The organism is Mycobacterium sp. 852014-52144_SCH5372336 (assembly GCF_001665615.1).
In the GTDB taxonomy this organism is placed as follows: Bacteria; Actinomycetota; Actinomycetes; order Mycobacteriales; family Mycobacteriaceae; genus Mycobacterium; species Mycobacterium neumannii_A.
Genome location: NZ_LZSW01000059.1, coordinates 450,949 through 474,424 on the forward strand (window position 1 = coordinate 450,949; position 23,476 = coordinate 474,424).

Below are 23,476 nucleotides of genomic sequence, written 5' to 3' on the forward strand. Positions count from 1 at the left end.
CGCCCGTTACCCTCCAGCCACTGCGGGCAGGATCGTCACCGAGTCGCCGTCGGCGACCGTGGTGTCGAGCCCGCCCGAGAACCGCACGTCCTCGTCGTTGACGTAGATGTTGACGAACCGGTTCAGCTTTCCGGGGTTGTCCTTGTCCATCAGGCGCTCGGAGATGCCGGAGTAGTTGGCCTCCAGGTCGCTGATCACGGCCGCGACGGTGTCGCCCGACGCGGTGACGCGCTTCTCCCCTCCGGTGTGGGTGCGCAGGATGGTCGGGATGGAAACGTTGACTGCCATCGGTGAAGCCTTTCTAGTACTGCTCGACGATCTTGACGGGTTCCTCGGTGACGACGCCGTCGACGATGCGGTAGCTCCGCAGTTCGTGCTCCTCGGGGTCGCGGGTCGACACCAGCACGTAGTGGGCGTCGGGTTCCTGGGCCAGTGAGATGTCGGTGCGGCTGGGATAGGCCTCGGTCCCGGTGTGCGAGTGGTAGATCACGACAGGGACCTCGTCGGCGTCGTCCATCTCCCGCCACACCCGCAGCTGCTCCATCGAATCGAACCGGTAGAACGTCGGCGAGCGCTCGGCGTTGGTCATCGCGATGAAGCGCTCCGGACGGTCCGAGTTCTCCGGTCCCGCGATCACCCCGCAGGCCTCGTCGGGATGGTCGGCGCGGGCATGGGCGACCATGGCGTCGACCAGATCCGCTCGGATCACCAACACAGCAGCTACCCCTTTCTGCACGAAACTGTATTCCAGCAGCGAAAAATCGAGTAAACGGCTGCTGGAATGCAATTTCGCGATTACTCGAACGCTCCAGGCAACATGTCTTGGTACGCCGGTATTCCGGCCACCGACTCGGCGGCCAGTACCCCGATCATCACCGCGCGGGCCAGACAGTCCGCCGCGGCGGCGCCCACCCGCGTGATCAGCGGCATCTCAGGCGTCATCGACGCCGGGGTCGTGGGATCCAGCGGCACCTCGACGGCACCGGTGGCCAGCGCGAACACCGTGTCCCCGTCGTGCGGCGTATGGCACGGCCGGATGGTGCGCGCCAAGCCGTCGTGTGCGGCGACGGCGACCCGTCGGCAGGCCGCGGGGCTCATTGCCGCGTCGGTGGCCACCACGGCGATCGTCGTGTTGAGCGGGCTGAACTCCTGGTGTCGGTCGGCGTAGGCGGCGATCTGGTCGGCGGGCGGCGGGACCAACCCGAACTCCTCGATCTGGTACGCCAGCCAGGGCAGGCCCGTCGCCGTGTCGAAGACCTCGCCCGCGGAGTTGACGATCACCAGCGCGCCGACAGTGACGCCGCAATCCAGTTGCATCGAAGCCGTGCCCACACCGCCCTTGAGCACACCGGCGCGCGCTCCCGTGCCCGCGCCCACGGTGCCGGTCGCCACCTCGGTCCCCGCGCTTGCGGCCGCTTGGTAGCCGAACTCCGCGGTCGGCCTGCACTGCCAACCGCCGACTGGGAGGTCGAACACGACCGCGGCGGGCACGATCGGGACCACGCCGCCGTCCAGTGCGACGCCGCGACCCTGCTCCTCGAGGTATTGCATCACCCCGTCGGCGGCCGCCAGCCCGTAGGCGCTGCCGCCGCTCAGTACCACGGCGTCGACGTGCCGAACGGAATTGATCGGGTCGAGCAGGTCGGTCTCTCGGGTGCCGGGCGCCCCTCCCCTGCCGTCGACTCCTCCCACGGTGCCCGGCGGCGTCAGGACGACGGTTGTACCGCTGGCCCAACCCGAACCCAACGTCACGTCCGGATCGAGGCGATGGTGTTGCCCCACCCGGATGCCGGCCACGTCGGTGATCGAGGTCATCTCGACTTCCCCATCAGTCCCAGTACCAGATACTCCTGCAGCACGGTCAGCCACTGGTAGACGTCGAGGTGCCCGGCCATCGGATGGTCGGGCGGCAGTTCGTCGGGCCCCTCCGGTGAGATCGCGAGCATGGTGCCCAGCGCCAAGCGCATGTCGTTTACGGCGGCGGCCCACGCGTGCGCGTCGTCCTCGCTCAGCTCGAACTTGCCGCCCTGCGCCGGCATGGTGTCCAAAAGTGTCTGCGCCGCTTCGCGTTTGGCATCGATGATGTCGGGCTCATGCAAGCCGCGCAGTGCGCTGTTGAGGCTCTCGGCGGCACTGGAGCCGGCGGGGTGCTCGGTCTGCGGCCGGTAGAAATCCGGCAGCAACCGTTTCATCGTGTCGTCTTCGGGTGGCGTCGAATTGCCGGTACGCATGCCGGTGATCGCTTCGAGTTCATCTGCGGGCGCGGATGATTCGCGCTCCTCCAGCATTCCCACCACCGAAGTGGCCAGGCTTCGCAACAGGGCCGCCTCGTGCGGTGCGATGGCCGACCGGAAACGCGCTCCATCGGCAGTGTCCACCCGCTTCCACTTACGCACGTGTCTGTCAGCGGTCCTGCTGCATGGTGGCCCACAGCCCGGCGGCGTGGAGCTTGGTCACGTCGATCTCCATCGCCTCGCGACTGCCCGCCGAGACCACGGCCTTGCCTTCGTTGTGCACCTGGAGCATCAACTTGGTCGCGTGCGCCTCGGGGTAGCCGAACAGCTTCTGCAAGACGTAGGTCACGTAGGTCATCAGGTTCACCGGGTCGTCCCACACGATGGTCACCCAGGGCGTGTCGACGGCGGCGTCTTCAGTCGCGACGGACTTGACGTTCCGCTCTTCGCGAGTCCCCGGTCGAGCCTTCGCCGGCGTAACCATGTCGTTCAGGATAGCCAACGCATATCCGGCACTTCGAGCTACTACGGTGACGGTGTGACCGCCGCATCCCCGGCCCTGCTCACCGACAAGTATGAGCTGACGATGCTCGCGGCCGCGTTGCGCGACGGCACCGCGCACCGACGCACCACCTTCGAGATCTTCGCGCGCCGACTGCCCGAAGGCCGCCGCTACGGCGTGGTGGCAGGCACCGCACGGTTCGTGGATGCTTTGGCGCAGTTCGAATTCGACGATGCGGCGCTGGCTTCGCTCGCAGACTTTCTCGACGCCGAGACGCTCGCGTACCTGGCCGAGTACCGATTCGGAGGCGATGTCGACGGATACGCCGAAGGCGAGCTCTACTTCCCGGGTTCACCGGTGCTCTCGGTGCACGGCACGTTCGGCGAATGTGTCGTCCTGGAGACATTGGCGTTGTCGATCTTCAACCACGACACCGCGATCGCATCCGCCGCCGCCCGCATGGTCAGCGCCGCCGAGGGCCGCCACCTGATCGAGATGGGCTCGCGGCGCACCCACGAGCACGCCGCCGTCGCCGCCGCTCGTGGGGCGTACCTGGCCGGCTTCTCCGGATCGTCCAATCTGCAGGCCCAGCGCGACTACGGGGTCCCGGCGCTCGGCACCAGCGCGCACGCGTTCACACTGCTGTACACCACCGGTGACGGCCCCGACGAGCGTGCGGCGTTCCAGGCGCAGGTCGAGGCGCTCGGTGTGGACACGACGCTGCTGGTGGACACCTACGACATCACCGCGGGGGTGGCGACGGCCGTCGAGGTCGCCGGCCCGGAACTCGGTGCGGTGCGCATCGATTCCGGAGACCTCGGCGTGCTCGCGCGCCAGGTGCGCGCTCAGCTCGACGACCTCGGCGCCACCGAGACGAAGATCGTCGTCTCCGGCGATCTCGACGAATTCGCGATCGCCGCGCTGCGGGCCGAACCGGTCGACACCTACGGCGTCGGCACGTCGCTGGTCACCGGTTCCGGCGCCCCGACGGCCGGAATGGTCTACAAGCTGACCGAGGTGGACGGCCTTCCGGTGGAGAAGCGCAGCAGCCACAAGCAGTCTCACGGCGGACGTAAACAGGCGATGCGGATGGCCAAGGCGACCGGCACGATCGTCGAAGAGGTCGTCTTCCCCTACGAGCGCCCGCCGGCTGACCCCGACGGCCTCACCGCGCGAGTTCTGACCGTTCCACTGATACGGCATGGCGAACCGGTCGCCGATCTGGGCCTCGGCGCGGCCCGCGCCCGGGTCAGAGACGGCCTGACGAGCCTGCCGTGGGACGGGTTGAAACTGTCCCGCGGCGAACCCGCCGTGCCGACGCGGCTGATCCCTCCCGGCGCGTAGGTGGGCACCACGTCGGACATCACCCAGTTGCTGGCCACCGCCGTCGCGGCCCTCGGTGGACGCGAACGCGCGGGCCAGGTCGAGATGGCGAAGGCCGTCACTAATGCCTTCGACACCGGTGAGCACCTTGCCGTCCAGGCCGGGACGGGCACCGGGAAGTCGCTGGCCTACCTCGTGCCCGCGCTCGCACGTGCCGTCGACGCCGACGACCCCGTCGTGGTGTCCACGGCGACCATCGCGCTGCAACGTCAACTCGTCGACCGCGACCTTCCGCGGCTGGCGGAATCGCTGGCCAACATGCTGCCGCGCGCCCCCGAGTTCGCCCTGCTCAAGGGCCGCGGGAATTACCTGTGCCTGAACAAGATTCACAACGGAAGTTCGGCCGGCGGTGTCACCGAGCCCGAGGACCGGTCCCAGGAAGATCTGTTCGAACCGGTGGCGACCAGTGCCCTGGGTCGAGATGTGAAGCGGCTCATCGCCTGGTCGTCGGACACCGACACCGGCGACCGCGACGAGCTGACCCCGGGCGTTCCGGACCGGTCCTGGTCACAGGTCAGCGTGTCGGCGCGCGAATGCATCGGAGTGGCCCGGTGCCCGTTCGGCACCGACTGTTTCGCAGAAAAGGCACGGGAGAAAGCCGGCCGTGCCGATGTCGTCGTCACCAACCACGCTCTACTGGCCATCGACGCGATCTCCGATGCCGCCGTACTCCCCGAACACCACCTGCTCGTCGTCGACGAGGCGCACGAGTTGGTCGACCGCGTGACGTCGGTGGCCACCGGTGAGCTGTCCGCGACCTCGCTCGGCATCGCCCACCGCCGGGCCGCGCGCCTGGTCGACCAGGAACTGGCACAACGGCTGGAGGCGTCGACGGCGACGCTGTCGTCGGCCATCCACGACACCGAGCCGGGCCGCATCGACGTCCTCGACGACGAATTGGCGACCTACCTGACCGCGGTGCGCGACGCCGCGTACCGGGCCCGGTCGACGATCGACACCGCGCCGAGCGACCCGGCGGCCGCGTCCGCGCGCACCGAAGCCGTCACGGCGTTGACCGATATCGGCGACACCGCCTCCCGCGTCCTCGACTCCTTCCTGCCCGCCATCCCCGACCGCACGGACGTGGTGTGGATCGAACGCGAGGACACGCGCGCAGCGGTGCGGACCATACTGCGCGTCGCCCCGCTTTCGGTGTCGGGTCTGTTGCGCACCAGGCTCTTTGAGAACACCACGACCGTTCTGACATCGGCGACGCTGACGATCGGCGGCACGTTCGACGCGATGGCATCGGCGTGGGGGCTGACGGGCGGGGAGACCGAGTGGAAGGGCATCGACGTCGGATCCCCGTTCGAGCACGCGAAGTCCGGCATCCTCTACGTTGCAGCACATCTGCCGCCGCCGGGACGTGACGGCACCGGGTCCGCCGAACAACTCGACGAAATCGCCACGCTGGTCACCGCGGCGGGTGGCCGCACCCTCGGTCTGTTCTCCTCGATGCGTGCGGCCAAGGCGGCAGCCGAGATCATGCGGGAGCGGCTGGACACTCCGGTGCTGTGCCAGGGCGAGGACACCACGTCGGCGTTGGTCAAGCGGTTCGCCGACGAGCCCGAGACGTCGCTGTTCGGCACGCTGTCGCTGTGGCAGGGCGTCGACGTGCCCGGCCCGTCACTGTCGCTGGTGCTCATCGACCGGATTCCGTTCCCGCGCCCCGACGATCCGCTACTGACCGCGCGGCAACGGGCGGTGGCTGCCCGAGGGGGCAACGGTTTCATGGCCGTTGCCGCCAGCCACGCCGCGCTGCTGTTGGCCCAAGGTGCGGGTCGGCTGTTGCGCACCGTCGACGACCGCGGCGTGGTCGCCGTGCTGGACTCGCGGATGGCCACCGCCCGCTACGGCGGATTCCTGCGAGCCTCTCTGCCACCGTTCTGGGCGACGACCGACTCGAACCGCGTGCGTCAGGCGCTCGAACGTCTCCGCGCGCGGTGATTGTTTTCTATTCTGACAACGGTTCAGTGCGCGCCCTGCGGCCGCCTCGACGTGAAAGGCGGCGTCCATGAATCGACGACACGTGCGGGGCGCCGTGACCGCGATGTCGGCGGTGCTCGTCATCACGGGATGCACCACAACCCTTCGCGGCGAACCCGTGTCGGTGTTCAACGATCCGTTCCGTGTCGCGGGCATGCCTGCGACCGACGGCCCCACCGGTTTACGGCCGGACGCGCGCGATCCGACGCGAGTGGTGGTGGGCACCAACGGGAGTGACTCCGACGAGCTGGCCCGCCAGGCGATCAGCGACATCGAAGAGTTCTGGGAAGGCGCCTACGGCGCGGCGTTCGACGGCCGGTTCGAGCCGGTCGACCGCGTCTATTCCTGGGACGCCAACGGATTCGACAGCACCGGGTTCTGCGACACCGACACCTACGCCTTGGTCAACGCCGGCTACTGCACCACCGACAACACCATCGGATGGGATCGCGGCGAGCTCCTGCCCAGTCTGCGGCAGGAGTTCGGCGACATGGGAGTGACGATGGTGCTCGCCCACGAATACGGCCACGCCGTGCAGAGGCAGGCGGGCCTGGTCGACGACGACACCCCGACGCTGGTGTCCGAACAGCAGGCCGACTGTCTGGCGGGCGCCTACATGCGCTGGGTCGCAGAAGACGACTCGCCGCGATTCACGCTGTCGACCGGCGAAGGGCTCAACAACGTGTTGGCGTCCGTCATCGCGTTCCGGGATCCGTTGCTGAGCGAGTACGACCCCGAAGTCGGGGTCGACGAACACGGTTCGGCGTTCGAACGCCTGTCGGCCTTCCAGTTCGGCTTCACCGACGGCCCGTCGGCCTGCGCGGCCATCGACATGCGCGAGATCGGCCAACGCCGGGGCGATCTGCCGGTGCTCCTGCAGGAGGACGAGACCGGCGAATGGCCCGTCTCCGAAGAGTCGGTAGGGGCCGTCATGGACGCGATGGACATCCTCTTCACACCCGCCAACCCGCCGCAGCGCAGCTTCGACCCCCCGGCCTGCACGAACGCGCGACCGAGTCCGCCGGTCTCCTACTGCCCCGCGACCAACACCATCGCCGTCGACCTCGACGAGCTGGCGCTGATGGGCGCCCAGCCCGACATCGAGGACCCGGTCAGCTTGGCCACCGGTGACAACACCGCCTACTCGGTACTGGTGTCGCGGTACATGCAGGCAATCCAGAACGAGCACGGCGGCCTCGCACTGGACAACGCCGAGGCCGCGCTGCGCACGGCGTGCCTGACCGGTGTCGCCACCACCAAACTCTCGAAGAGCGTGACCACCCCCGACGGCAACACCGTCGCGCTGACCGCAGGCGACGTCGACGAAGCCGTGTCGGGCATCCTGATGAACGGCCTGGTGGCCAGCGACGTCAACGGCGAATCGGTGCCCTCGGGCTTCTCCCGCATCGACGCCTTCCGCGTCGGCGTCCTCGGGGACACCGAACGCTGCTTCAAGCGCTTCGACTGATCAGATCTTTTTCGTCACGCCGTACCAGGCGACAATCGCCTCGGACTGGTCGGTGGAATGGCTGAGGTACGCATACGAGCGGATGAAGGACTCGCCGACGCAGCCGTCGATCTTGACCCGGAAATTGCTCACCATCACCCACGGCTCCGCGCCGGTGAACTTCTTCTTCGTCACCGGCACCACGTTGACCAGACCCGGTTTGAGGCCCACGGTGATACCGCCGCCGACATTGCCGCCGAGGCTCGGCAGGATTCCGAAGTCCTCTCCACCACCGACCACGGTGAGCCCCAGCAGCCCGATGGACGGGTTGATGCCTGCGGTGCCGGTAAGGGAGACGCCGTTCGAGGTGCTCATGTCGATGCCGCAGCCGATCTCGTAACCGACTTCAAGGCTGCCCTCCGGCGCTTCGCCTCCCCCCGGGCCGATCAGCCGACCCTTATAGGTGCCGCCGACGACGTATTCGCGCGACGACAGTGCGGTCGTCAGCGGAGGTGTCGGTGCCTGGGTCTCCTTCTCGGCGCTCATTTCCAGGCGCCAACCGTCGGGAGTCTCGGTCACCGCGGGCGGGGTGGATTCGACGGCGCCGTCCGGAGGCGGCGGCGGAGGGGGCGCCCCCTCGGCGGGCACTTCGGCCACGACAGGCTCGGCCTCCGGATCGGCCGACGCGGATGCGGCGCCCAAACTGCCGAGCACCCCCGCGACCGTGATCACGGTGAGGCCTCGCCGCAGCACAATCCCAATCGTCACTGGCCACCCTCCGTCGTTAGCAACGCTTGGGAACCTACCGCGCCCGATGTGCGACGCGTGCGGATGCTCCCAGAATCGTTCCGATTGCCCGGTCAGGTCGGCATTCGTAGGACGTGACCGGCTTCCAGTGCGACCCAGACGGCGCCATCGCGGTCCACCGCGAGCCCGTGCGGTTCACTGCCCGGCGGCAGGTCGATCGTGACGATGTCACCGTCGCCGCCGACGCGGGCGAGCTGGCTGGACCCCCACAGCGTCACCCACACGCCGTCGCTGGGATCGGCGACCACCGCATGCGGCTTGCCGGGCAGGTCGATTTCCTGGATGGCATCGTCGACCGGTATCCGGCCGAGGCGTTCGGCGACGATCTCGGTGAACCACAGCGCGTCGTCGTGGGTTGCCGTGATGCCGACGGGACCCGAGGCGGCCGTGGGTGTTTCGCGGATGGAAAGGTCACCGCCGAGGGTGAGGCGGCCGACGGCGCTGGCCTGATTCAGCGTGAACCACAGCGCCCCGTCGGGACCGGTGACGATCATCGCCGGCGCTCCGCCGACCGGGCGAGCCTCCGAAACCTCACCGTCCGTCGACATCCGAGCGACCATTCCGGAGCCCATCGCCGTGAACCACAGCGCCCCGTCGGGGCCCGTCGTGATGCCGTATGGAGCGCTTCCCGCAGGGAGTTCGAACGCGCCCACTTCGCCGGCGGTGGTGATGCGGCCGATGTGGTCGTCGCCGTTGCGGGTGAACCACAGCGCTCCGTCGGGGCCCGCGGTGATGATCGACGGCCGACAGCCCGGCGCTACGGGATACGTCGCGACCTCGCCGCTGTCGGTGACCCGCGCGATCGCGCCGTCGTGCACCAGCGTCACCCAGAGCGCGCCGTCCGGACCTGCCGCGATCCCGTAGGGCCCGCCGTCGAGCGCGACCTTGATCGCGTGTGTCACGCGAGCGTGACGAGGCCGAGCTCGTTGTCGCCCGCCAGCAGCGGGTGGTGCGGCAGGACGCGCACGGTGTAACCCACCGGCCCGGCGACGGGCAACGGAGCGGTCGCGGAGAACACTTCCCTGCCGGCGTCGGCGCTCCCTGTGTGCGCCATCGGCACCGTCACCGGTTCGACGAGTTGATCGCTCGCGTCGACGCGACCCAGCACCGCTTGCACGGCAACCTCTTCGGGGCGCAGGCCCGCCAGGTACACGGTGGCGGTCAACGTGAGCTCCGAACCCAGCAGCGGGGTGTCGGGCAGACCGTAGCTGTCGACGTCGGTGATCTGGATCTTGGGCCACGATTCCTGGGCACGCAGCCGGTAGCCGGCCAGATCCCTTGCGGCGCCGAATGGTTCACCATCATTGCCGGGTTCGACGGTCCGTCGCAGCGACTGCGCCGCCGGCGCGTAGTACTTCTCGGTGTAGTCGCGCACCATCCGCGACGCCAGCACCTTGGGACCCAACACGATCAGCGTGTGCCGCACCATCTCGACCCACCGCGCCGGCACACCACGCTCGTCGCGGTCGTAGAACTTCGGCGCCACGGTCGTCTCCAGCAGGTCATACAGAGCGGCCGCCTCGAGGTCGTCACGCCGGTTCTCGTCGGCCAGACCGTCGGCGGTGGGGATCTCCCACCCGTTCTCGCCGTCGTACCACTCGTCCCACCACCCGTCGCGGATGGACAGGTTCAGCCCGCCGTTGAGCGCGCTCTTCATACCCGACGTGCCGCACGCCTCCAACGGCCGCAGCGGATTGTTGAGCCACACGTCGCATCCCCAGTACAGCTGGCGGGCCATCGACATGTCGTAGTCGGGCAAAAAGGCGATCCGGTGCCGGACCTCGGGCCGGTCGGCGAACTTCACCACCTGCTGGATCAGGGCCTTGCCGCCGTCGTCGGCGGGGTGGGATTTCCCCGCGACGATGAGCTGGATCGGCCGCTCGTCGTTGAGCAACAGTCGCTCCAGCCGTTCGGGGTCGCGCAGCATCAACGTCAGACGCTTGTAGGTCGGCACCCGCCGCGCGAATCCGATCGTCAGGACGTTGGGATCGAAAGCCGTTGCGATCCAGCCCAGTTCGGCTTCCGCCGCGCCGCGTTCCAGATAGGAACGGCGCAGCCTCGCGCGCACGTCCTCGATGAGCTGCTCGCGCAGCTGCGAGCGGATCCACCACAGGTGGCCGGTGTCGACCTGCTGCAGGCGCCCCCACGCGGCGGGTTCGCGGGCACTGGTGAGGTCCTCGCTGCCGAGCAGTTCGCGGCCGAGTTCCATCCACTGCGGCGCCGCCCAGGTCGGCGCGTGCACACCGTTGGTGATCGACCCGATCGGCACCTCGCCCGGATCGAAACCCGGCCACAGCTCGTTGAACATGTGCCTGCTGACGTTGCCGTGCAGCATCGAGACACCATTGGCGCGCTGGGCCAGCCGCAGACCCATGTGGGCCATGTTGAACTTGGTCGGGTCGTCCTCCTCGCCGAACGCGATGATGCGATCGAGCGGAAGGCCCGGCAGCAGCCGCGACATCGCACCCGAGGGGCCGTCGGTCGAACCGCCGAAGTACCGGCGCACCATCTCCACCGGGAAGCGGTCGATTCCCGCGGGCACCGGGGTGTGCGTGGTGAACACCGTCGAGGACCGCACCACCGTCAGCGCGGTGTCGAAATCGAGCCCGGCGTCGATGAGTTCCCGGATGCGCTCGACACCGAGGAAGCCGGCATGTCCCTCGTTCATGTGGAACACCTCGGGCGAGGGCCGGCCTTCCAACTCGATGAACGCGCGGATCGCCCGCACCCCGCCCACACCGGCGAGGATTTCCTGTTTGATCCGGTGCTCCTGATCGCCGCCGTAGAGCCGGTCGGTCACGCCACGCAGGTCGTGGTCATTCTCCGGGACGTCGGAATCCAGCAGCAGCAACGGAATTCGGCCCACCTGGGCGATCCATACCCGCGCCTGCAGCTGATTGTCGTAACCGTTCTCGCTGGGCATCGCCACGGCGACGAGCACCCGTTGCCCCTCGCGGTCGGTGAGCAGCCGAAGCGGCAGCCCCTGCGGGTCCAGGGCCGGATAGCTCTCGTGCTGCCAGCCATCGGCGGTCAGTGACTGGCGGAAGTAACCTGAACGGTAGAGCAGCCCGACCGCGATCAGCGGCAGGCCCAGATCCGACGCCGCCTTGAGGTGGTCGCCGGCGAGGATGCCCAGGCCCCCCGAGTAGTTCGGGAGGGACTCGGCCACCCCGAACTCCATCGAGAAGTACGCGATGCCGTTGGGCAGTTGAGCACCGTGTTCGAGCTCCTGCTGATACCACAGCGGCCGGTTGAGGTAGTCGTCGAGATCGGCGGCCAGCCCGTCGAGACGGCGCAAGAACTCCTCGTCGCCGGCGAGCGTGTCCAGGCGCTGCGGGCTGACCTGCCCCAACAGGCCGACCGGATCGCAGCCGACCCGCTTCCACAGCTCGGGGTCGATCGTCTCGAACAGATCCTGCGTCGGTCGGTCCCAGGACCAGCGCAGGTTGATCGACAACCGTTCGAGCGCAGCCAGCCGGTCGGGCAGATGCGTTCGGACGGTGAACCTTCTCAGCGCTTTCATCGGGCTATCACGCGGAACAACATTACTGACAATCCGGCGGCTCGCAGGGCGCCCGGTCGGACTGCTTGGCCCGCTTCGGGTTGGGCTGCGCACTAACGTGGGTATAGGGCGCGACGAGGCTTATTCATCTTGACTGTGAACGCGACCAAGACGACACAGCGGCCACGCCGGCGGTGCCGGCAGAGCACTTCGGCGGCCGCGCCAGAAGGAGGAGTGATAGGTGGCCGGTCGAATCGAGATCGATGACGTCGCGCCTGTCGTCTCCGAGGGGCGGTACCCCGCGAAGGCGGTCGTCGGCGAAATCGTTCCGGTCGCGGCCACCGTCTGGCGCGAGGGCCACGACGCCGTCGCGGCCACTCTGGTGGTGCGCTACCACGGCACGGCATATCCCCAGCTCGCCGACGATCCACCGGGGCTGGTGACCGCCGAAGCGGTGCCCATCGAGACCGTGCTCGGCGCTACGCCGCGCAAGAAGCCGCAGCATCTGCCGATGACGACGGGGCGGACTCCCGACGTCTTTCATGGTGCGTTCACCCCCGACTGCCCCGGTCTGTGGACGTTTCGGGTGGACGGCTGGGGTGATCCGGTCGCGACCTGGCGCAAGAGCGTCACGGCCAAGCTCGACGCGGGCCAGAGCGAATCGGAGCTGTCGAACGACCTACTGGTCGGCGCCCGGCTGCTGGAACGCGCCTCCACCGGTGTGCCGCGTCAGCATCGCTATCCGCTGATCGAGGCTGCGGCACGGCTGCGCCAGCCGGGCGATCCGTTCACCCGTGCCGGCGCCGCGCTGGCACCGGAGGTCACCCGTCTGCTCGACGAATATCCGCTGCGCGAGTTGGTGACCCGCGGCGAGCAGTACGGCGTCTGGGTCGACCGCGCCGAGGCGCGGTTCACCGCGTGGTACGAGTTCTTCCCCCGCTCGACCGGCGGCTGGGACGCCAAGGGCAACCCGGTGCACGGCACCTTCGCCACCGCCACCAAGGCGCTGCCCCGGATCGCCCGGATGGGCTTCGACGTGGTCTACCTCCCGCCGATCCACCCGATCGGCAAGGTGCACCGCAAGGGCCGCAACAACAGCGTCACCGCCGCGCCCAACGACGTCGGCTCGCCGTGGGCCATCGGAAGCGACGAGGGCGGCCACGACGCGGTCCATCCGGACCTGGGCACGATCGACGACTTCGACGACTTCGTCGCCGCGGCTCGCGACGACGGCATGGAGGTGGCGCTCGACCTCGCGCTGCAGTGCGCCCCCGACCATCCCTGGGCCAAGGAACACCCCGAGTGGTTCACCGTGCTGCCCGACGGCACCATCGCCTACGCGGAGAACCCCCCGAAGAAGTACCAGGACATCTACCCGCTGAACTTCGACAACGACCCCGCCGGGCTCTACGAAGAGGTGCTGCGGGTGGTACGGCACTGGATCGACCACGGCGTCAAGATCTTCCGGGTCGACAACCCGCACACCAAGCCGCCGAACTTCTGGGCCTGGCTGATCGGCCAGGTGAAAAACGAGCACCCCGATGTGCTGTTCCTCTCCGAGGCGTTCACCCGTCCCGCACGGCTGTACGGATTGGCCAAACTGGGGTTTACACAGTCGTATTCGTACTTCACCTGGCGCACCGCCAAGTGGGAGCTCACCGAGTTCGGCCAACAGATCGCCGAGCACGCCGACTACGCGTGCCCGAACCTGTTCGTCAACACGCCCGACATCCTGCACGAAAGCCTGCAGCACGGAGGCCCCGGGATGTTCGCTATCCGCGCGGTGCTGGCGTCGACGATGAGTTCGGCGTGGGGGATGTACTCGGGATTCGAACTGTACGAACACCGTGCGGTCCGGGAAGGCAGCGAGGAGTACCTCAACTCCGAGAAGTACGAGCTGCGACCCCGCGACTTCGACGCAGCGCTCGCCGACGGTGAATCGCTGGAGCCGTTCATCACCCGGCTCAACGAGATCCGTCGACTGCATCCCGCCCTACATCAGTTGCGCACCATCACGTTCCACCACGCCGACAACGACGCGCTGCTGGCCTACAGCAAGTTCGATCCGGCCACCGGAGACCAGGTGCTGGTGGTGGTCACGCTCAACCCGTTCGGACCCGAGGAGGCCACCCTGTGGCTGGACATGCCCGCCCTCGGGATGGAGCCCTACGACCGGTTCTGGGTCCGCGACGAGATCACCGGTGACGAATACCAATGGGGCCAGTCCAATTACGTGCGCCTCGACCCGGTGCGCGCGGTGGCACACGTGTTGAACATGCCGCAGGTGCCCGCCGACCAACGACTCAATCTGCTGCGTAGGGAGTGACGACATGACGCAGACCAAACAAGCGAGCAGCCCACATCTGCGGCCGCACACCGCCGACCTCAACCGGCTGCTGGCCGGCGAGCACCACGACCCGCATTCGGTGCTCGGCGCCCACGAGTACGACGACCACACCGTGATCCGCGCCTATCGACCCCATGCCATCGAGGTGGTCGCGGTCATCGGCGGTGAGCGGTATGTGTTCCAGCACATCGAAGCCGGGCTGTTCGCGGTCGCACTGCCGTTCACCGGGCTGGCCGACTATCGGCTCGAGGTGCACTACCCCGGTAGCGACGCCTCGACCCAGGTACACACGGTGGCCGACGCGTACCGGTTCCTGCCCACGCTCGGCGAGGTCGACTTGCACCTGTTCTCCGAGGGCCGCCACGAGCGGTTATGGGAGATCCTCGGCGCACACCCCCGCAGCTACACCACCCCCGACGGCGTCGTCGATGGTGTCTCGTTCGCGGTGTGGGCTCCGAACGCCAAGGGCGTCAGCCTGATCGGCGAGTTCAACCACTGGGACGGTAACGAAGCCCAGCTGCGTGTGCTCGGGTCGACCGGCGTGTGGGAGGTGTTCTGGCCGGGCTTCGAGATCGGCGGGTTGTACAAGTTCCGCATCCACGGCGCCGACGGTTCGGTCAGCGAGCGCGCCGACCCGATGGCGTTCGCGACCGAGGTGCCGCCCAAGACCGCCTCGAAGGTGACCCGCAGCGACTACACGTGGGCCGACGACGAGTGGATGACGCGCCGCGCGGCCCAGAACCCGGTGTTCGAGCCGATGAGCACCCTCGAGGTGCACCTGATGTCGTGGCGTCCTGGCCTGAGCTATCGCGAACTGGCCAGCCAGCTCACCCAATACGTTGTCGAGAACGGGTTCACCCATGTCGAGCTGATGCCCGTGGCCGAGCATCCGTTCGGCGGCTCGTGGGGTTATCAGGTCACCTCGTATTACGCGCCGACGTCGCGGCTGGGCACCCCCGACGAGTTCCGCCACCTCGTCGACACGCTGCATCAGGCCGGCATCGGCGTGATCATGGACTGGGTGCCCGCCCACTTTCCGAAGGACGCCTGGGCGCTCGGCCGTTTCGACGGCACCGCGCTCTACGAGCACTCCGATCCTCGCCGTGGCGAGCAATTGGATTGGGGCACTTACGTCTTCGATTTCGGCCGTGCCGAGGTGCGCAACTTCCTGGTGGCCAACGCGTTGTACTGGTTGCAGGAGTACCACATCGACGGCCTGCGGGTAGATGCTGTCGCCTCGATGCTCTACCTCGACTACTCGCGCCCCGAAGGTGGATGGACCCCGAACATCTACGGCGGTCGCGAGAACCTCGAAGCCGTGCAGTTTCTTCAGGAGATGAACGCGACCGTGCACAAGGCCGCCCCCGGCATTGTGACGGTCGCCGAAGAGTCCACCTCGTGGCCCGGAGTGACCAGGCCGACGAACCTTGGCGGCCTTGGCTTCTCGATGAAGTGGAACATGGGCTGGATGAACGACACGCTGGAGTTCGTCAAACGCGATCCGATCCACCGCAGCTACCACCACCACGAGATCACTTTCTCGATGCTCTACGCGTTCAGCGAGAACTATGTGCTGCCGATCAGCCATGACGAGGTCGTGCACGGCAAGGGCACGCTGTGGGGCAGGATGCCGGGCAACGACCACAACAAGGCCGCCGGGCTGCGCAGCCTGCTGGCGTATCAGTGGGCGCATCCAGGCAAGCAGCTGCTGTTCATGGGCCAGGAGTTCGGTCAGCGCGCCGAGTGGTCTGAGGAGCGCGGCGTGGACTGGTATCAGCTCGACGAGAACAGCTTCTCGACCGGCATCCAGCGCATGGTGCACGACATGAACACCGTCTACCGAACCCGGCGGGCGCTGTGGTCCCAAGACACCCGACCCGAGGGCTACAGCTGGATCGACGCCAACGATTCGGCCAACAACGTGCTGAGCTTCCTGCGCTACGGCGACGACGGCTCCGTGCTGGCGTGCGTGTTCAACTTCTCCGGCGCCGAGCACTCCCGCTATCGCCTGGGGTTGCCGCACGCAGGCACCTGGCGCGAGGTGCTCAACACCGACGCCGACATCTACAACGGGTCGGGCATCGGTAACTACGGTGCGGTGGAGGCGACCGACGAGCCGTGGCACGGGCGTCCGGCGTCGGCGGTCATGGTGCTGCCCCCGCTGTCCGCGCTCTGGTTCGAATACGTCGCCGAGTAGGGGACGCCAGGTTGCGCCGAAACCGACGCAATGGCGGAAAAACACAACGAGAAACCGCCAATTCGTCGGCTTCGACGAAAGGAGTCGAAGGTCAGTACAGCGCGTTGGCCAGCTTGCGCCGACCGGCGATGACCTCGGGATCGGCCGGATCGAACAGGTCGAACAGCTCGATCAGTCGCGTACGCACGGTGGTGCGGTCGTCGCCGGACGTCCGCTTGACGAGGTCGATGAGCCGGTCGAAGGCCGCCGCGATGTTCTGCTGGAGGACCTCGACGTCGGCGGCGGCGAACGCCAACTCGATGTCGCCGCGGTCCGCGTCGGCGGCGGCGATCGCGTCGGGCGTCCGGGTAGTGGCCCGCTGCAGGAAATCGATCTGGCGGACGGCGCCCTTGGCTTCGGCGTGACCGGGGTTGGCGTCGAGAATCGCCTGGTACGCGGAGCGCGCGGCATCGAAGTCACCGGCGTCCAGATGCGAACGCGCCTGCGCGAGTTCGGGATCGACCTCTTCGGACTCCCCCTCCTGCGCTCCGCCGGGCAACTTACCCGCGACCGCGTTCAGCAGCGAGTCGATCCACCGGCGCAACTGCTCGGGAGGCTGCATGCCCTGGAAACTCGACAGGGGTTGTCCGGCGGCCAGCGCGACCACGGTCGGGATCGCCTGCACACCGAACATCTGCGCCACGCGGGGGACGACGTCGACGTTGACCGTCGCCAACGCCCATTTCCCGCCGTCCCCTGTGGCCAGTTGACCGAGGGCATCACCCAATTGGACGCTGGCATCGCTGCGCGGTGACCACAGCAGCACCACGACGGGAACTTGATTGGACCGGACCAGCACCTCGGCTTCGAGGTTCGCCTCGGTGACTTCCACTCCACCGGCGGGCGAAGACGATTCGCTATCACCCGTCGAGGGCCGCTGCTTAAGGGCGGACAGATCAACCGCACCGGCCATCGAGGCCGCGATAGAGGGGCGTGGACGACTCACGCCCATAGTTTGTCACGTCGTTTCACCGACCGGCTGCCCCGGTTGCGCGATCGGCGCGACGACGGACTCCGCTCCCAGCCGGCCGGTGCGCTCCACCCACATGAGGAAGACCACACTGGCGAGCGGCACGATGCTCGCGACGATCCCCAGCAACCACGTGCCGGTCGCCCATTTGAACATCACGGCCGCGAGCAGCCCGAGCGCGACGAACGCCACGAAGACCGCTCCGTGGGCGGGGCCGAACACCTTGACGCCGATCTCGGTGCGCGGGGTGCCGAGGTACTTGAAGTACATGCCGATCAGCAGTCCGGCCCAGCTCACCGCCTCGAGCAGGGCGACGAAACGGAACCATCCCGCGACGGTGCGCTGATTCAGGCGAGTCATGGCCGCCATTGTGCCCGAAACACGTGTCGATTACTACACGCCGTCGTAGGACCTCAGCGTGCGCGGAGGATCAGCGCATCACCCTGACCGCCGGCCCCGCACAGCGCGGCCACGGCGTAACCGGAACCACGCTTGGCCAGCTCGAGCGCGGCGTGCAGCGTGATGCGGGCGCCCGACATCCCGATCGGGTGTCCGATGGCGATCGCACCGCCGTTGACGTTGACCTTGTCCGGGTCGACTCCGAGCTCCTTCGTCGAGGCCAGCGCGACCGCGGAGAACGCCTCGTTGATCTCGATGACGTCGAGCTGGTCGACCGAGATGCCCTCGCGCGAAACCGCCTTCTTGATGGCGTTGGCCGGCTGCGACTGCAGCGTGGAGTCCGGGCCCGCGACGACGCCGTGCGCACCGATCTCACACAGCCACGTCAGCCCCAGTTCCTCGGCCTTGGCTTTGTTCATCACGACGACGGCACACGCGCCGTCGGAAATCTGCGAGGCCGACCCGGCGGTGATGGTGCCGTCGTTGCGGAATGCCGGCTTCAGACCGGCCAGCGACTCGACGGTGGTGTTGGCGCGGATGCCTTCGTCCTCGGCGAACTCCAACGGGTCGCCCTTGCGCTGCGGGATCTGCACCGGCACCACCTCGTCGGCGTAGACACCGTCTTTCCAAGCGGCTGCGGCCTTCTGGTGGGAACGGGCGGCGAACTCGTCTTGTTCGGCGCGGGTGAACTGGTCGACATCGTTGCGCTGCTCGGTGAGCGCGCCCATCGGCTGGTCGGTGAACACGTCGTGCAGACCGTCGTAGGCCATGTGGTCGAGCACGGTGACGTCGCCGTATTTGTAGCCCGTCCGGCTGTTCATCAGCAGGTGCGGAGCCTGTGTCATCGATTCCTGGCCGCCGGCCACGACGACGTCGAACTCGCCGGCACGGATCAACTGGTCGGCCAACGCGATCGCGTCGATACCCGACAGGCACATCTTGTTGATGGTCAGCGAGGGCACGTCCCAGCCGATGCCCGCCGCGACGGCCGCCTGCCGGGCCGGCATCTGCCCGGCCCCCGCGGTGAGGACCTGGCCCATGATCACGTACTCGACGGCAGCCGCGTCGACGTTGGCCTTCTCCAGCGCCCCCTTGATCGCGATGGCGCCGAGATCGCTGCCCGAGAAATCCTTCAGCGAGCCCATCAGCTTGCCGACGGGTGTGCGCGCCCCGGCAACGATCACCGACGTGGTCATCTACTACCTCCAAAAAGTGGGTATTGCGATGTGTGTTCCATGACACATTCCGCAAACATCTGTCTCAAGGTTACCGTTACGTTATGACCACCGAACACGTAGACGCACGTCCAGCGCTCGCCAGCGCACTCGTGACGGCGATCGATCACGTGGGGATCGCAGTCCCGGACCTCGACGCCGCGATCAAGTGGTACCACGATCATCTCGGCATGATCGTTCTTCACGAGGAGATCAACGAGGATCAGGGTGTGCGCGAGGCGATGCTCTCGGTGCGTGGCGCCCCGGTCGGCAGCGCGCAGATCCAGTTGATGGCGCCGCTGGACGAGACCTCGACGATCGCCAAGTTCATCGACAAGCGCGGTCCCGGTCTTCAGCAGCTGGCCTATCGCGTCAGCGACATCGACGCGCTCAGTGAGCGCCTGCGCGCCGACGGCGTGCGGCTGCTCTACGACGACCCACGTCGCGGCACCGCGAACTCGCGAATCAACTTCATTCATCCCAAGGATGCCGGCGGGGTCCTCGTCGAACTCGTCGAGCCTGCTTCCGACAAGCACTGACGGCGACCACTAGGACCACCTGCGGGTGGGGCCGCGCGTCGCGCGGTGCGTCCAGCACGGCGTGTGCCAGTGCCGACGGTCGTCGACCGCCCGCTCCCCCATATCGGCCGGAAGTACCACGACATGTGCTGTCCCGGGCCGGATTTCGTGATCACATCCGGGACACCGGTACGTCTTGGTGGCACGCGCGGCGGCGATCGGACGAACCTCGTACTCGTGGCCGTCGGGCCCCGTCTCGACGCGGCGGGACGCAGATAGCGACGGTGGTGGCCGCTCGGAACGCCGACGAGACCGCCTGCGGGCCATCAGAACAACCGGAACTCGTCGCTGTCCATACCGCGCATCTTGTCGTAATCCAACGTGACACAGCGGATGCCGCGGTCGGTGGCCAGCGTGCGGGCCTGCGGCTTGATCTGCTGCGCGGCGAAGACGCCCGCGACCGGGGCCAACAGGCTGTCGCGGTTGAGCAGTTCGAGATAACGGGTGAGCTGCTCAACCCCGTCGATCTCGCCCCGGCGCTTGATCTCGACCGCGACCGAACCGCCGTTCGCGTCGCGGCACAGCAGGTCGACCGGGCCGATCGCGGTCATGTACTCGCGCCGCACCAGCGTGTAACCCGCGCCCAGCAACTCGACATGCTCGGCCAGCAGCTCCTGCAGATGTGCTTCTACGCCGTCCTTGACCAGGCCGGGATCCACGCCGAGCTCGTGGCTCGAGTCGTGCTCGATGTCTTCGACCGTGATCCGCAGCTGCTCACCGGCCTTGTTCTCGACCACCCAGACGGGCGTCGGGCCGGAGGTGTCCTCGGTGAGGCGACACGGCGGGGTCATCCAGTTCAGCGGTTTGTAGGCACGGTCGTCGGCGTGCACGCTCACCGAACCATCCGCCTTGATCAGCAGCAGCCGCCGCGCCGAAGGCAGGTGAGCGGTCAGGCGTCCGACGTAGTCGACAGTGCACTGGGCGATCACGAGACGCACCCGACCACCTTAAGTGGCCGCCCGGCAATTTAGGCTGAGGGGACGATGACCGCCAACAGGAGCGTCGCACATCGGCTGGGTCGCGTCCTGGAGACGGTGACCCGCCAGAGTGGACGGTTGGGCACCCCGGAATACGGGTCGTGGTTACTCGGAAAGCCCCAAGAAAGTCAGGCGCGCCGACGCGTCCGTATCCAGGTGATCCTGACGTTCTTCATACTGTTCACCAACATCCTCGGCATCGCGGTCTCGCTGCTGCTCAACGGGGTCGCCATCCCGGTTCCCAGTGTCTTCACCGACGCACCGGCCTGGCTGACCTGGGGCGTGGTGCCGGCCTACATGGTGGTCGCGCTCGTCTTCGGCACGACCTGGATCACTTCGCGCACCGTCGGCTCGCTGCGGTGGGCGATCGAGGAGCGGCCCCCCACCCGCGAGGACCAGCGAAACGTGTTCCTGGCGCCATGGCGAGTGGCCAAGAAGCTTCTTCTGCTGTGGGGCATCGGCACGGTACTGCTGACCGTGCTGTACGGCATGCAGGACCCGGCGTTCATTCCGCGGTTCCTGCTCGCGGTGGGCTTCCCCGGCATCGTGGTGGCGACCGCGTGTTACATGATCACCGAGTTCGCTCTGCGCCCGATAGCCGCTCAGGCACTCGAGGCCGGTCGTCCTCCGCGGCGGTTGGCGCACGGCGTCATGGGGCGAACGATGACGGTCTGGCTGCTCAGTTCCGGGGTGCCGGTGCTCGGCATCCTTCTGCTCGCGGTGTTCACACTGGCGCTGCGGAACCTCACCGCTACCCAGTTCGCGGTAGCCGTGATGATCATCGCGGTGATCGCCCTCGCCTTCGGGCTGACTCTGATGTGGCTGCTGTCGTGGCTCATCGCCACCCCGGTCCGAGTTGTGCGCTCGGCTCTCAAGCACGTCGAGGAGGGCGATCTGGACTGCAGTCTCGTCGTTTTCGACGGCACCGAACTCGGTGAGCTACAGCGGGGGTTCAACAAGATGGTGCACGGGCTCAAGGAACGTGAACGCCTGCGCGACATCTTCGGGCGCCACGTCGGCCGGGAGGTCGCCGCCGAGGCCGAGAAGCAACGGCCCAAGCTCGGCGGCGAGGAGCGTCATGTCGCGGTCATCTTCGTCGACATCATCGGGTCGACGAAGCTGGTCACGTCCAAGCGCGCGACCGACGTCGTCGGCCTTCTCAACCGGTTCTTTGCGGTGGTCGTCGAGGAAGTGGATCGTCATCACGGCTTCGTCAACAAGTTCGAGGGTGACGGTGCGCTCGCGGTGTTCGGGGCTCCGGTGCGTCTGGAGAACCCGGAGGATTCGGCGCTGGCCGCCGCGCGGGCGATCGCGCGGCGCATCCACGAAGAGGTGCCCGAGTTCGACGCCGGCATCGGGGTCGCCGCCGGCGAAGCGGTGGCGGGCAACGTCGGCGCCCGAGAACGTTTCGAGTACACCGTCATCGGCGAGCCCGTCAACGAGGCGGCACGGCTATGTGAACTGGCCAAGGAAACTCCCGGCCACGTACTGGCCAGCTCTGATGCGGTGTCCGGCGCGAGCGAAACCGAGCGCGTCCACTGGCGTTTGGGCGACGAGGTGACGTTGCGGGGCCACGACGAGCCGACGAGGTTGGCCCTACCCGCCTGAGTCACCGGTGCGCAGGTTCGCCGTGGCGCTCAGCGCGTCTTCGAGCGTGCCGTACACCCTGGCGTCGAAGCCTTCGGTGTGGCTCGCGGTCAGGACCCGGTCGGGGTCGACCACGTAGCCCTCCTTGCCGGCCGCGACGAGCGATTCGCGCATGCCCGCGAACATGCGACGCGCCGCGTCGTCGATGTCGTCGACCCGTGACAACTCTAGAATCGCGACGTCGAATGCGTCGCGCTCGCGATAGACCCTGCGCAGCACCTGTTCGGCACCGGCGAACAATAGGTCGCCGTGCAGTTCGAAAACCCGCACACCCGGTTCGACGTCGTACGCGTTGCGGATTGTCGACCGGGATTCCCGGGTGTGCGCGAGGAAGTGCAGGCCGAGCTCCGCCGACATGGTGCGACACACTTCGGTCCCTCGCACGCTGTTGCCTTTGGCGTCCAACCGCGGTGAGTAGACGCCGATTCCGAGCTGCCCCGGCAGCACGGCCGCGATGCCGCCGCCGACACCGCTCTTGGCGGGCATGCCGACGGCGCTCGCCCAATCCCCTGCCGCGTCGTACATCCCGCACATGACCATCACGCTCAGCGTGCGTTGCACGACCGCCGCACTGGCCACGCGCCGCCCAGCCACCGGCTCGACGCCACCGCGAGCGAGCGTGGCGGCCATGACGGCCAGATCGGTGCTCGTCACTTTGATCGAGCACTGCCGGAAGTAGACGTCGAGAGCCTCGTCGGGATCGCCGTCGAGTACGCCGAAGCTCTGCAGCATGTAGGCGATCGCGCGGTTGCGACTACCGGTGGCCTGCTCTGAACCGTAGACGTCGTGATCGATTGCGAGCTCGCGGCCCGCAGAAGCCGAATAGAACTCGTGAATCTGGTTGAACCGCTCGTCGACCGTGGCGCCAGGTATCAGGGAGGCGGCGGCGATCGCACCGGCGTTGATCATCGGATTCTTCGGCGTTTTGGTGGTTTCGTCGACGCTGATCTGGTTGAACGCCTCACCGGAGGGTTCAACGCCGATCTTGGCGTCGACGGCGTCCATGCCCATGCGCTCGAGCGCGAGCGCGTAGGTGAACGGCTTCGATATCGACTGGATGGTGAATTCGATTGCCGTGTCACCGGATTCATAGACATAGCCATCGGCCATGGACAACGACAGGCCGAATCCCTTGGGGTCCACGCGTCTGAGCTCGGGGATGTAGTCGGCCAGCGCCCCGTCGTCGTTGTCGGCGTGCTGCTCCCGAATCTGGTCCAGGAACGACTGCACCAGTTCGGCCATGGCGC

At 67.5% G+C, this 23,476-nt stretch carries 21 protein-coding genes; 7 read left to right on the plus strand and 14 right to left on the minus strand.

Translation table 11 applies throughout. The annotated features are described in order from the left end of the window. Positions 1 to 6: 6 nt before the first annotated feature. From A5759_RS22000 to clpS, 5 genes are read right to left on the minus strand one after another with little or no spacing between them, the layout of a single operon-like run. Complete coding sequence (locus A5759_RS22000; protein ID WP_064397316.1) at positions 7 to 288, minus strand: MoaD/ThiS family protein; 282 nt, start codon at positions 286 to 288, stop codon at positions 7 to 9. A 13-nt stretch (positions 289 to 301) separates the two neighbouring features. Further along, on the minus strand, positions 302 to 736 hold the full coding sequence (locus A5759_RS22005; RefSeq protein ID WP_255361543.1) for a M67 family metallopeptidase: 435 nt from the start codon (positions 734 to 736) through the stop codon (positions 302 to 304). Positions 737 to 795: 59 nt separating this feature from the next. Next, positions 796 to 1,815 (minus strand): P1 family peptidase, encoded by a 1,020-nt coding sequence (locus tag A5759_RS22010; protein WP_068201155.1) that lies wholly within the window; start codon positions 1,813 to 1,815, stop codon positions 796 to 798. Next, positions 1,812 to 2,396, minus strand: a complete 585-nt coding sequence (locus A5759_RS22015) for a DUF2017 domain-containing protein (RefSeq protein WP_066843493.1) — start codon at positions 2,394 to 2,396, stop codon at positions 1,812 to 1,814. Before A5759_RS22015 ends, A5759_RS22010 begins: the two co-directional genes overlap by 4 nt. Before the next feature lie 7 nt (positions 2,397 to 2,403). Beyond that, complete coding sequence (gene clpS / locus A5759_RS22020; RefSeq protein WP_064397324.1) at positions 2,404 to 2,718, minus strand: ATP-dependent Clp protease adapter ClpS; 315 nt, start codon at positions 2,716 to 2,718, stop codon at positions 2,404 to 2,406. Between the two features lie 54 nt (positions 2,719 to 2,772). On the opposite strand from clpS, the gene A5759_RS22025 reads away from it, so the two are divergent. The 3 genes from A5759_RS22025 to A5759_RS22035 all read left to right on the plus strand — a co-directional run bounded on the left by A5759_RS22025 (position 2,773) and on the right by A5759_RS22035 (position 7,573). Beyond that, positions 2,773 to 4,080 (plus strand): nicotinate phosphoribosyltransferase, encoded by a 1,308-nt coding sequence (locus A5759_RS22025; RefSeq protein ID WP_068201157.1) that lies wholly within the window; start codon positions 2,773 to 2,775, stop codon positions 4,078 to 4,080. Then, positions 4,081 to 6,066: an ATP-dependent DNA helicase gene (locus A5759_RS22030; protein WP_068201160.1), complete on the plus strand. Its 1,986-nt coding sequence runs from the start codon at positions 4,081 to 4,083 to the stop codon at positions 6,064 to 6,066. Positions 6,067 to 6,133: 67 nt separating this feature from the next. Continuing rightward, positions 6,134 to 7,573, plus strand: a complete 1,440-nt coding sequence (locus tag A5759_RS22035; RefSeq protein ID WP_068201162.1) for a neutral zinc metallopeptidase — start codon at positions 6,134 to 6,136, stop codon at positions 7,571 to 7,573. On the opposite strand, the gene A5759_RS22040 is transcribed toward A5759_RS22035, so the two are convergent. From A5759_RS22040 to A5759_RS22050, 3 genes are all read right to left on the minus strand, one after another. Further along, a complete protein-coding gene (locus A5759_RS22040) occupies positions 7,574 to 8,308 on the minus strand; it encodes an MspA family porin (protein WP_369816255.1) in 735 nt (244 codons plus the stop codon). 104 nt (positions 8,309 to 8,412) lie between these two features. Then, entirely contained in the window at positions 8,413 to 9,261 is an 849-nt protein-coding gene (locus A5759_RS22045) for a virginiamycin B lyase (protein ID WP_068201164.1), read from the minus strand. Further along, positions 9,258 to 11,882, minus strand: coding sequence for a glycosyltransferase family 1 protein (locus A5759_RS22050; protein ID WP_068201166.1), 2,625 nt, complete (start codon positions 11,880 to 11,882; stop codon positions 9,258 to 9,260). The genes A5759_RS22045 and A5759_RS22050 overlap by 4 nt, the downstream gene beginning before the upstream one ends. A 220-nt stretch (positions 11,883 to 12,102) precedes the next feature. Here A5759_RS22050 and A5759_RS22055 point away from each other — a divergent pair, with 220 nt between their 5' ends. Both A5759_RS22055 and glgB read left to right on the plus strand, forming a co-directional pair. Next, a complete protein-coding gene (locus A5759_RS22055; RefSeq protein WP_068201169.1) occupies positions 12,103 to 14,187 on the plus strand; it encodes an alpha-1,4-glucan--maltose-1-phosphate maltosyltransferase in 2,085 nt (694 codons plus the stop codon). 4 nt (positions 14,188 to 14,191) lie between these two features. Further along, complete coding sequence (gene glgB, locus A5759_RS22060; protein WP_068201171.1) at positions 14,192 to 16,405, plus strand: 1,4-alpha-glucan branching protein GlgB; 2,214 nt, start codon at positions 14,192 to 14,194, stop codon at positions 16,403 to 16,405. Positions 16,406 to 16,496: 91 nt separating this feature from the next. Here glgB and A5759_RS22065 read toward each other — a convergent pair whose 3' ends face one another. From A5759_RS22065 to A5759_RS22075, 3 genes are read right to left on the minus strand one after another with little or no spacing between them, the layout of a single operon-like run. Next, the gene (locus A5759_RS22065) at positions 16,497 to 17,390 is read right to left on the minus strand and encodes a tetratricopeptide repeat protein (protein ID WP_197506142.1); all 894 of its coding nucleotides are present in this window, start codon (positions 17,388 to 17,390) and stop codon (positions 16,497 to 16,499) included. Between the two features lie 12 nt (positions 17,391 to 17,402). Then, entirely contained in the window at positions 17,403 to 17,783 is a 381-nt protein-coding gene (locus A5759_RS22070; protein WP_082962230.1) for a DUF3817 domain-containing protein, read from the minus strand. Positions 17,784 to 17,827: 44 nt separating this feature from the next. Further along, entirely contained in the window at positions 17,828 to 19,009 is a 1,182-nt protein-coding gene (locus tag A5759_RS22075) for an acetyl-CoA C-acetyltransferase (protein WP_068201175.1), read from the minus strand. A gap of 83 nt (positions 19,010 to 19,092) precedes the next feature. Here A5759_RS22075 and mce point away from each other — a divergent pair, with 83 nt between their 5' ends. Next, positions 19,093 to 19,566 carry a methylmalonyl-CoA epimerase gene (mce, locus tag A5759_RS22080; RefSeq protein ID WP_068201177.1) on the plus strand — a complete coding sequence of 158 codons (474 nt, stop codon included), beginning with the start codon at positions 19,093 to 19,095 and terminating at the stop codon, positions 19,564 to 19,566. A 9-nt stretch (positions 19,567 to 19,575) separates the two neighbouring features. On the opposite strand, the gene A5759_RS26405 is transcribed toward mce, so the two are convergent. Together A5759_RS26405 and nucS are read right to left on the minus strand one after the other, a co-directional pair. Beyond that, positions 19,576 to 19,872, minus strand: coding sequence for a hypothetical protein (locus A5759_RS26405; protein ID WP_082962231.1), 297 nt, complete (start codon positions 19,870 to 19,872; stop codon positions 19,576 to 19,578). Further along, entirely contained in the window at positions 19,872 to 20,543 is a 672-nt protein-coding gene (nucS, locus tag A5759_RS22085) for an endonuclease NucS (protein WP_064405525.1), read from the minus strand. Before nucS ends, A5759_RS26405 begins: the two co-directional genes overlap by 1 nt. 45 nt (positions 20,544 to 20,588) lie before the next feature. Between nucS and A5759_RS22090 the strand changes: the two genes are divergently transcribed. Beyond that, positions 20,589 to 22,190: an adenylate/guanylate cyclase domain-containing protein gene (locus A5759_RS22090; RefSeq protein WP_066843459.1), complete on the plus strand. Its 1,602-nt coding sequence runs from the start codon at positions 20,589 to 20,591 to the stop codon at positions 22,188 to 22,190. Here the strand turns inward: A5759_RS22090 and glsA are convergent. Then, positions 22,179 to 23,471, minus strand: coding sequence for a glutaminase A (gene glsA, locus A5759_RS22095; RefSeq protein WP_068201178.1), 1,293 nt, complete (start codon positions 23,469 to 23,471; stop codon positions 22,179 to 22,181). The two genes, A5759_RS22090 and glsA, sit on opposite strands and share 12 nt — an antisense overlap. Between the last annotated feature and the right edge of the window lie 5 nt (positions 23,472 to 23,476).

Bases quoted from the DNA above. Each gene is read 5' to 3' on its own strand.
- A5759_RS22000 (WP_064397316.1), bottom strand. From the start codon at position 288: ATGGCAGTCAACGTTTCCATCCCGACCATCCTGCGCACCCACACCGGA.
- A5759_RS22010 (WP_068201155.1), bottom strand. From the start codon at position 1,815: ATGACCTCGATCACCGACGTGGCCGGCATCCGGGTGGGGCAACACCAT.
- clpS (WP_064397324.1), bottom strand. From the start codon at position 2,718: ATGGTTACGCCGGCGAAGGCTCGACCGGGGACTCGCGAAGAGCGGAAC.
- A5759_RS22035 (WP_068201162.1), top strand. From the start codon at position 6,134: ATGAATCGACGACACGTGCGGGGCGCCGTGACCGCGATGTCGGCGGTG.
- A5759_RS22050 (WP_068201166.1), bottom strand. From the start codon at position 11,882: ATGAAAGCGCTGAGAAGGTTCACCGTCCGAACGCATCTGCCCGACCGG.
- glgB (WP_068201171.1), top strand. From the start codon at position 14,192: ATGACGCAGACCAAACAAGCGAGCAGCCCACATCTGCGGCCGCACACC.
- A5759_RS22070 (WP_082962230.1), bottom strand. From the start codon at position 17,783: ATGGCGGCCATGACTCGCCTGAATCAGCGCACCGTCGCGGGATGGTTC.
- A5759_RS22075 (WP_068201175.1), bottom strand. From the start codon at position 19,009: ATGACCACGTCGGTGATCGTTGCCGGGGCGCGCACACCCGTCGGCAAG.
- mce (WP_068201177.1), top strand. From the start codon at position 19,093: ATGACCACCGAACACGTAGACGCACGTCCAGCGCTCGCCAGCGCACTC.
- A5759_RS26405 (WP_082962231.1), bottom strand. From the start codon at position 19,872: ATGGCCCGCAGGCGGTCTCGTCGGCGTTCCGAGCGGCCACCACCGTCG.
- A5759_RS22090 (WP_066843459.1), top strand. From the start codon at position 20,589: ATGACCGCCAACAGGAGCGTCGCACATCGGCTGGGTCGCGTCCTGGAG.
- glsA (WP_068201178.1), bottom strand. From the start codon at position 23,471: ATGGCCGAACTGGTGCAGTCGTTCCTGGACCAGATTCGGGAGCAGCAC.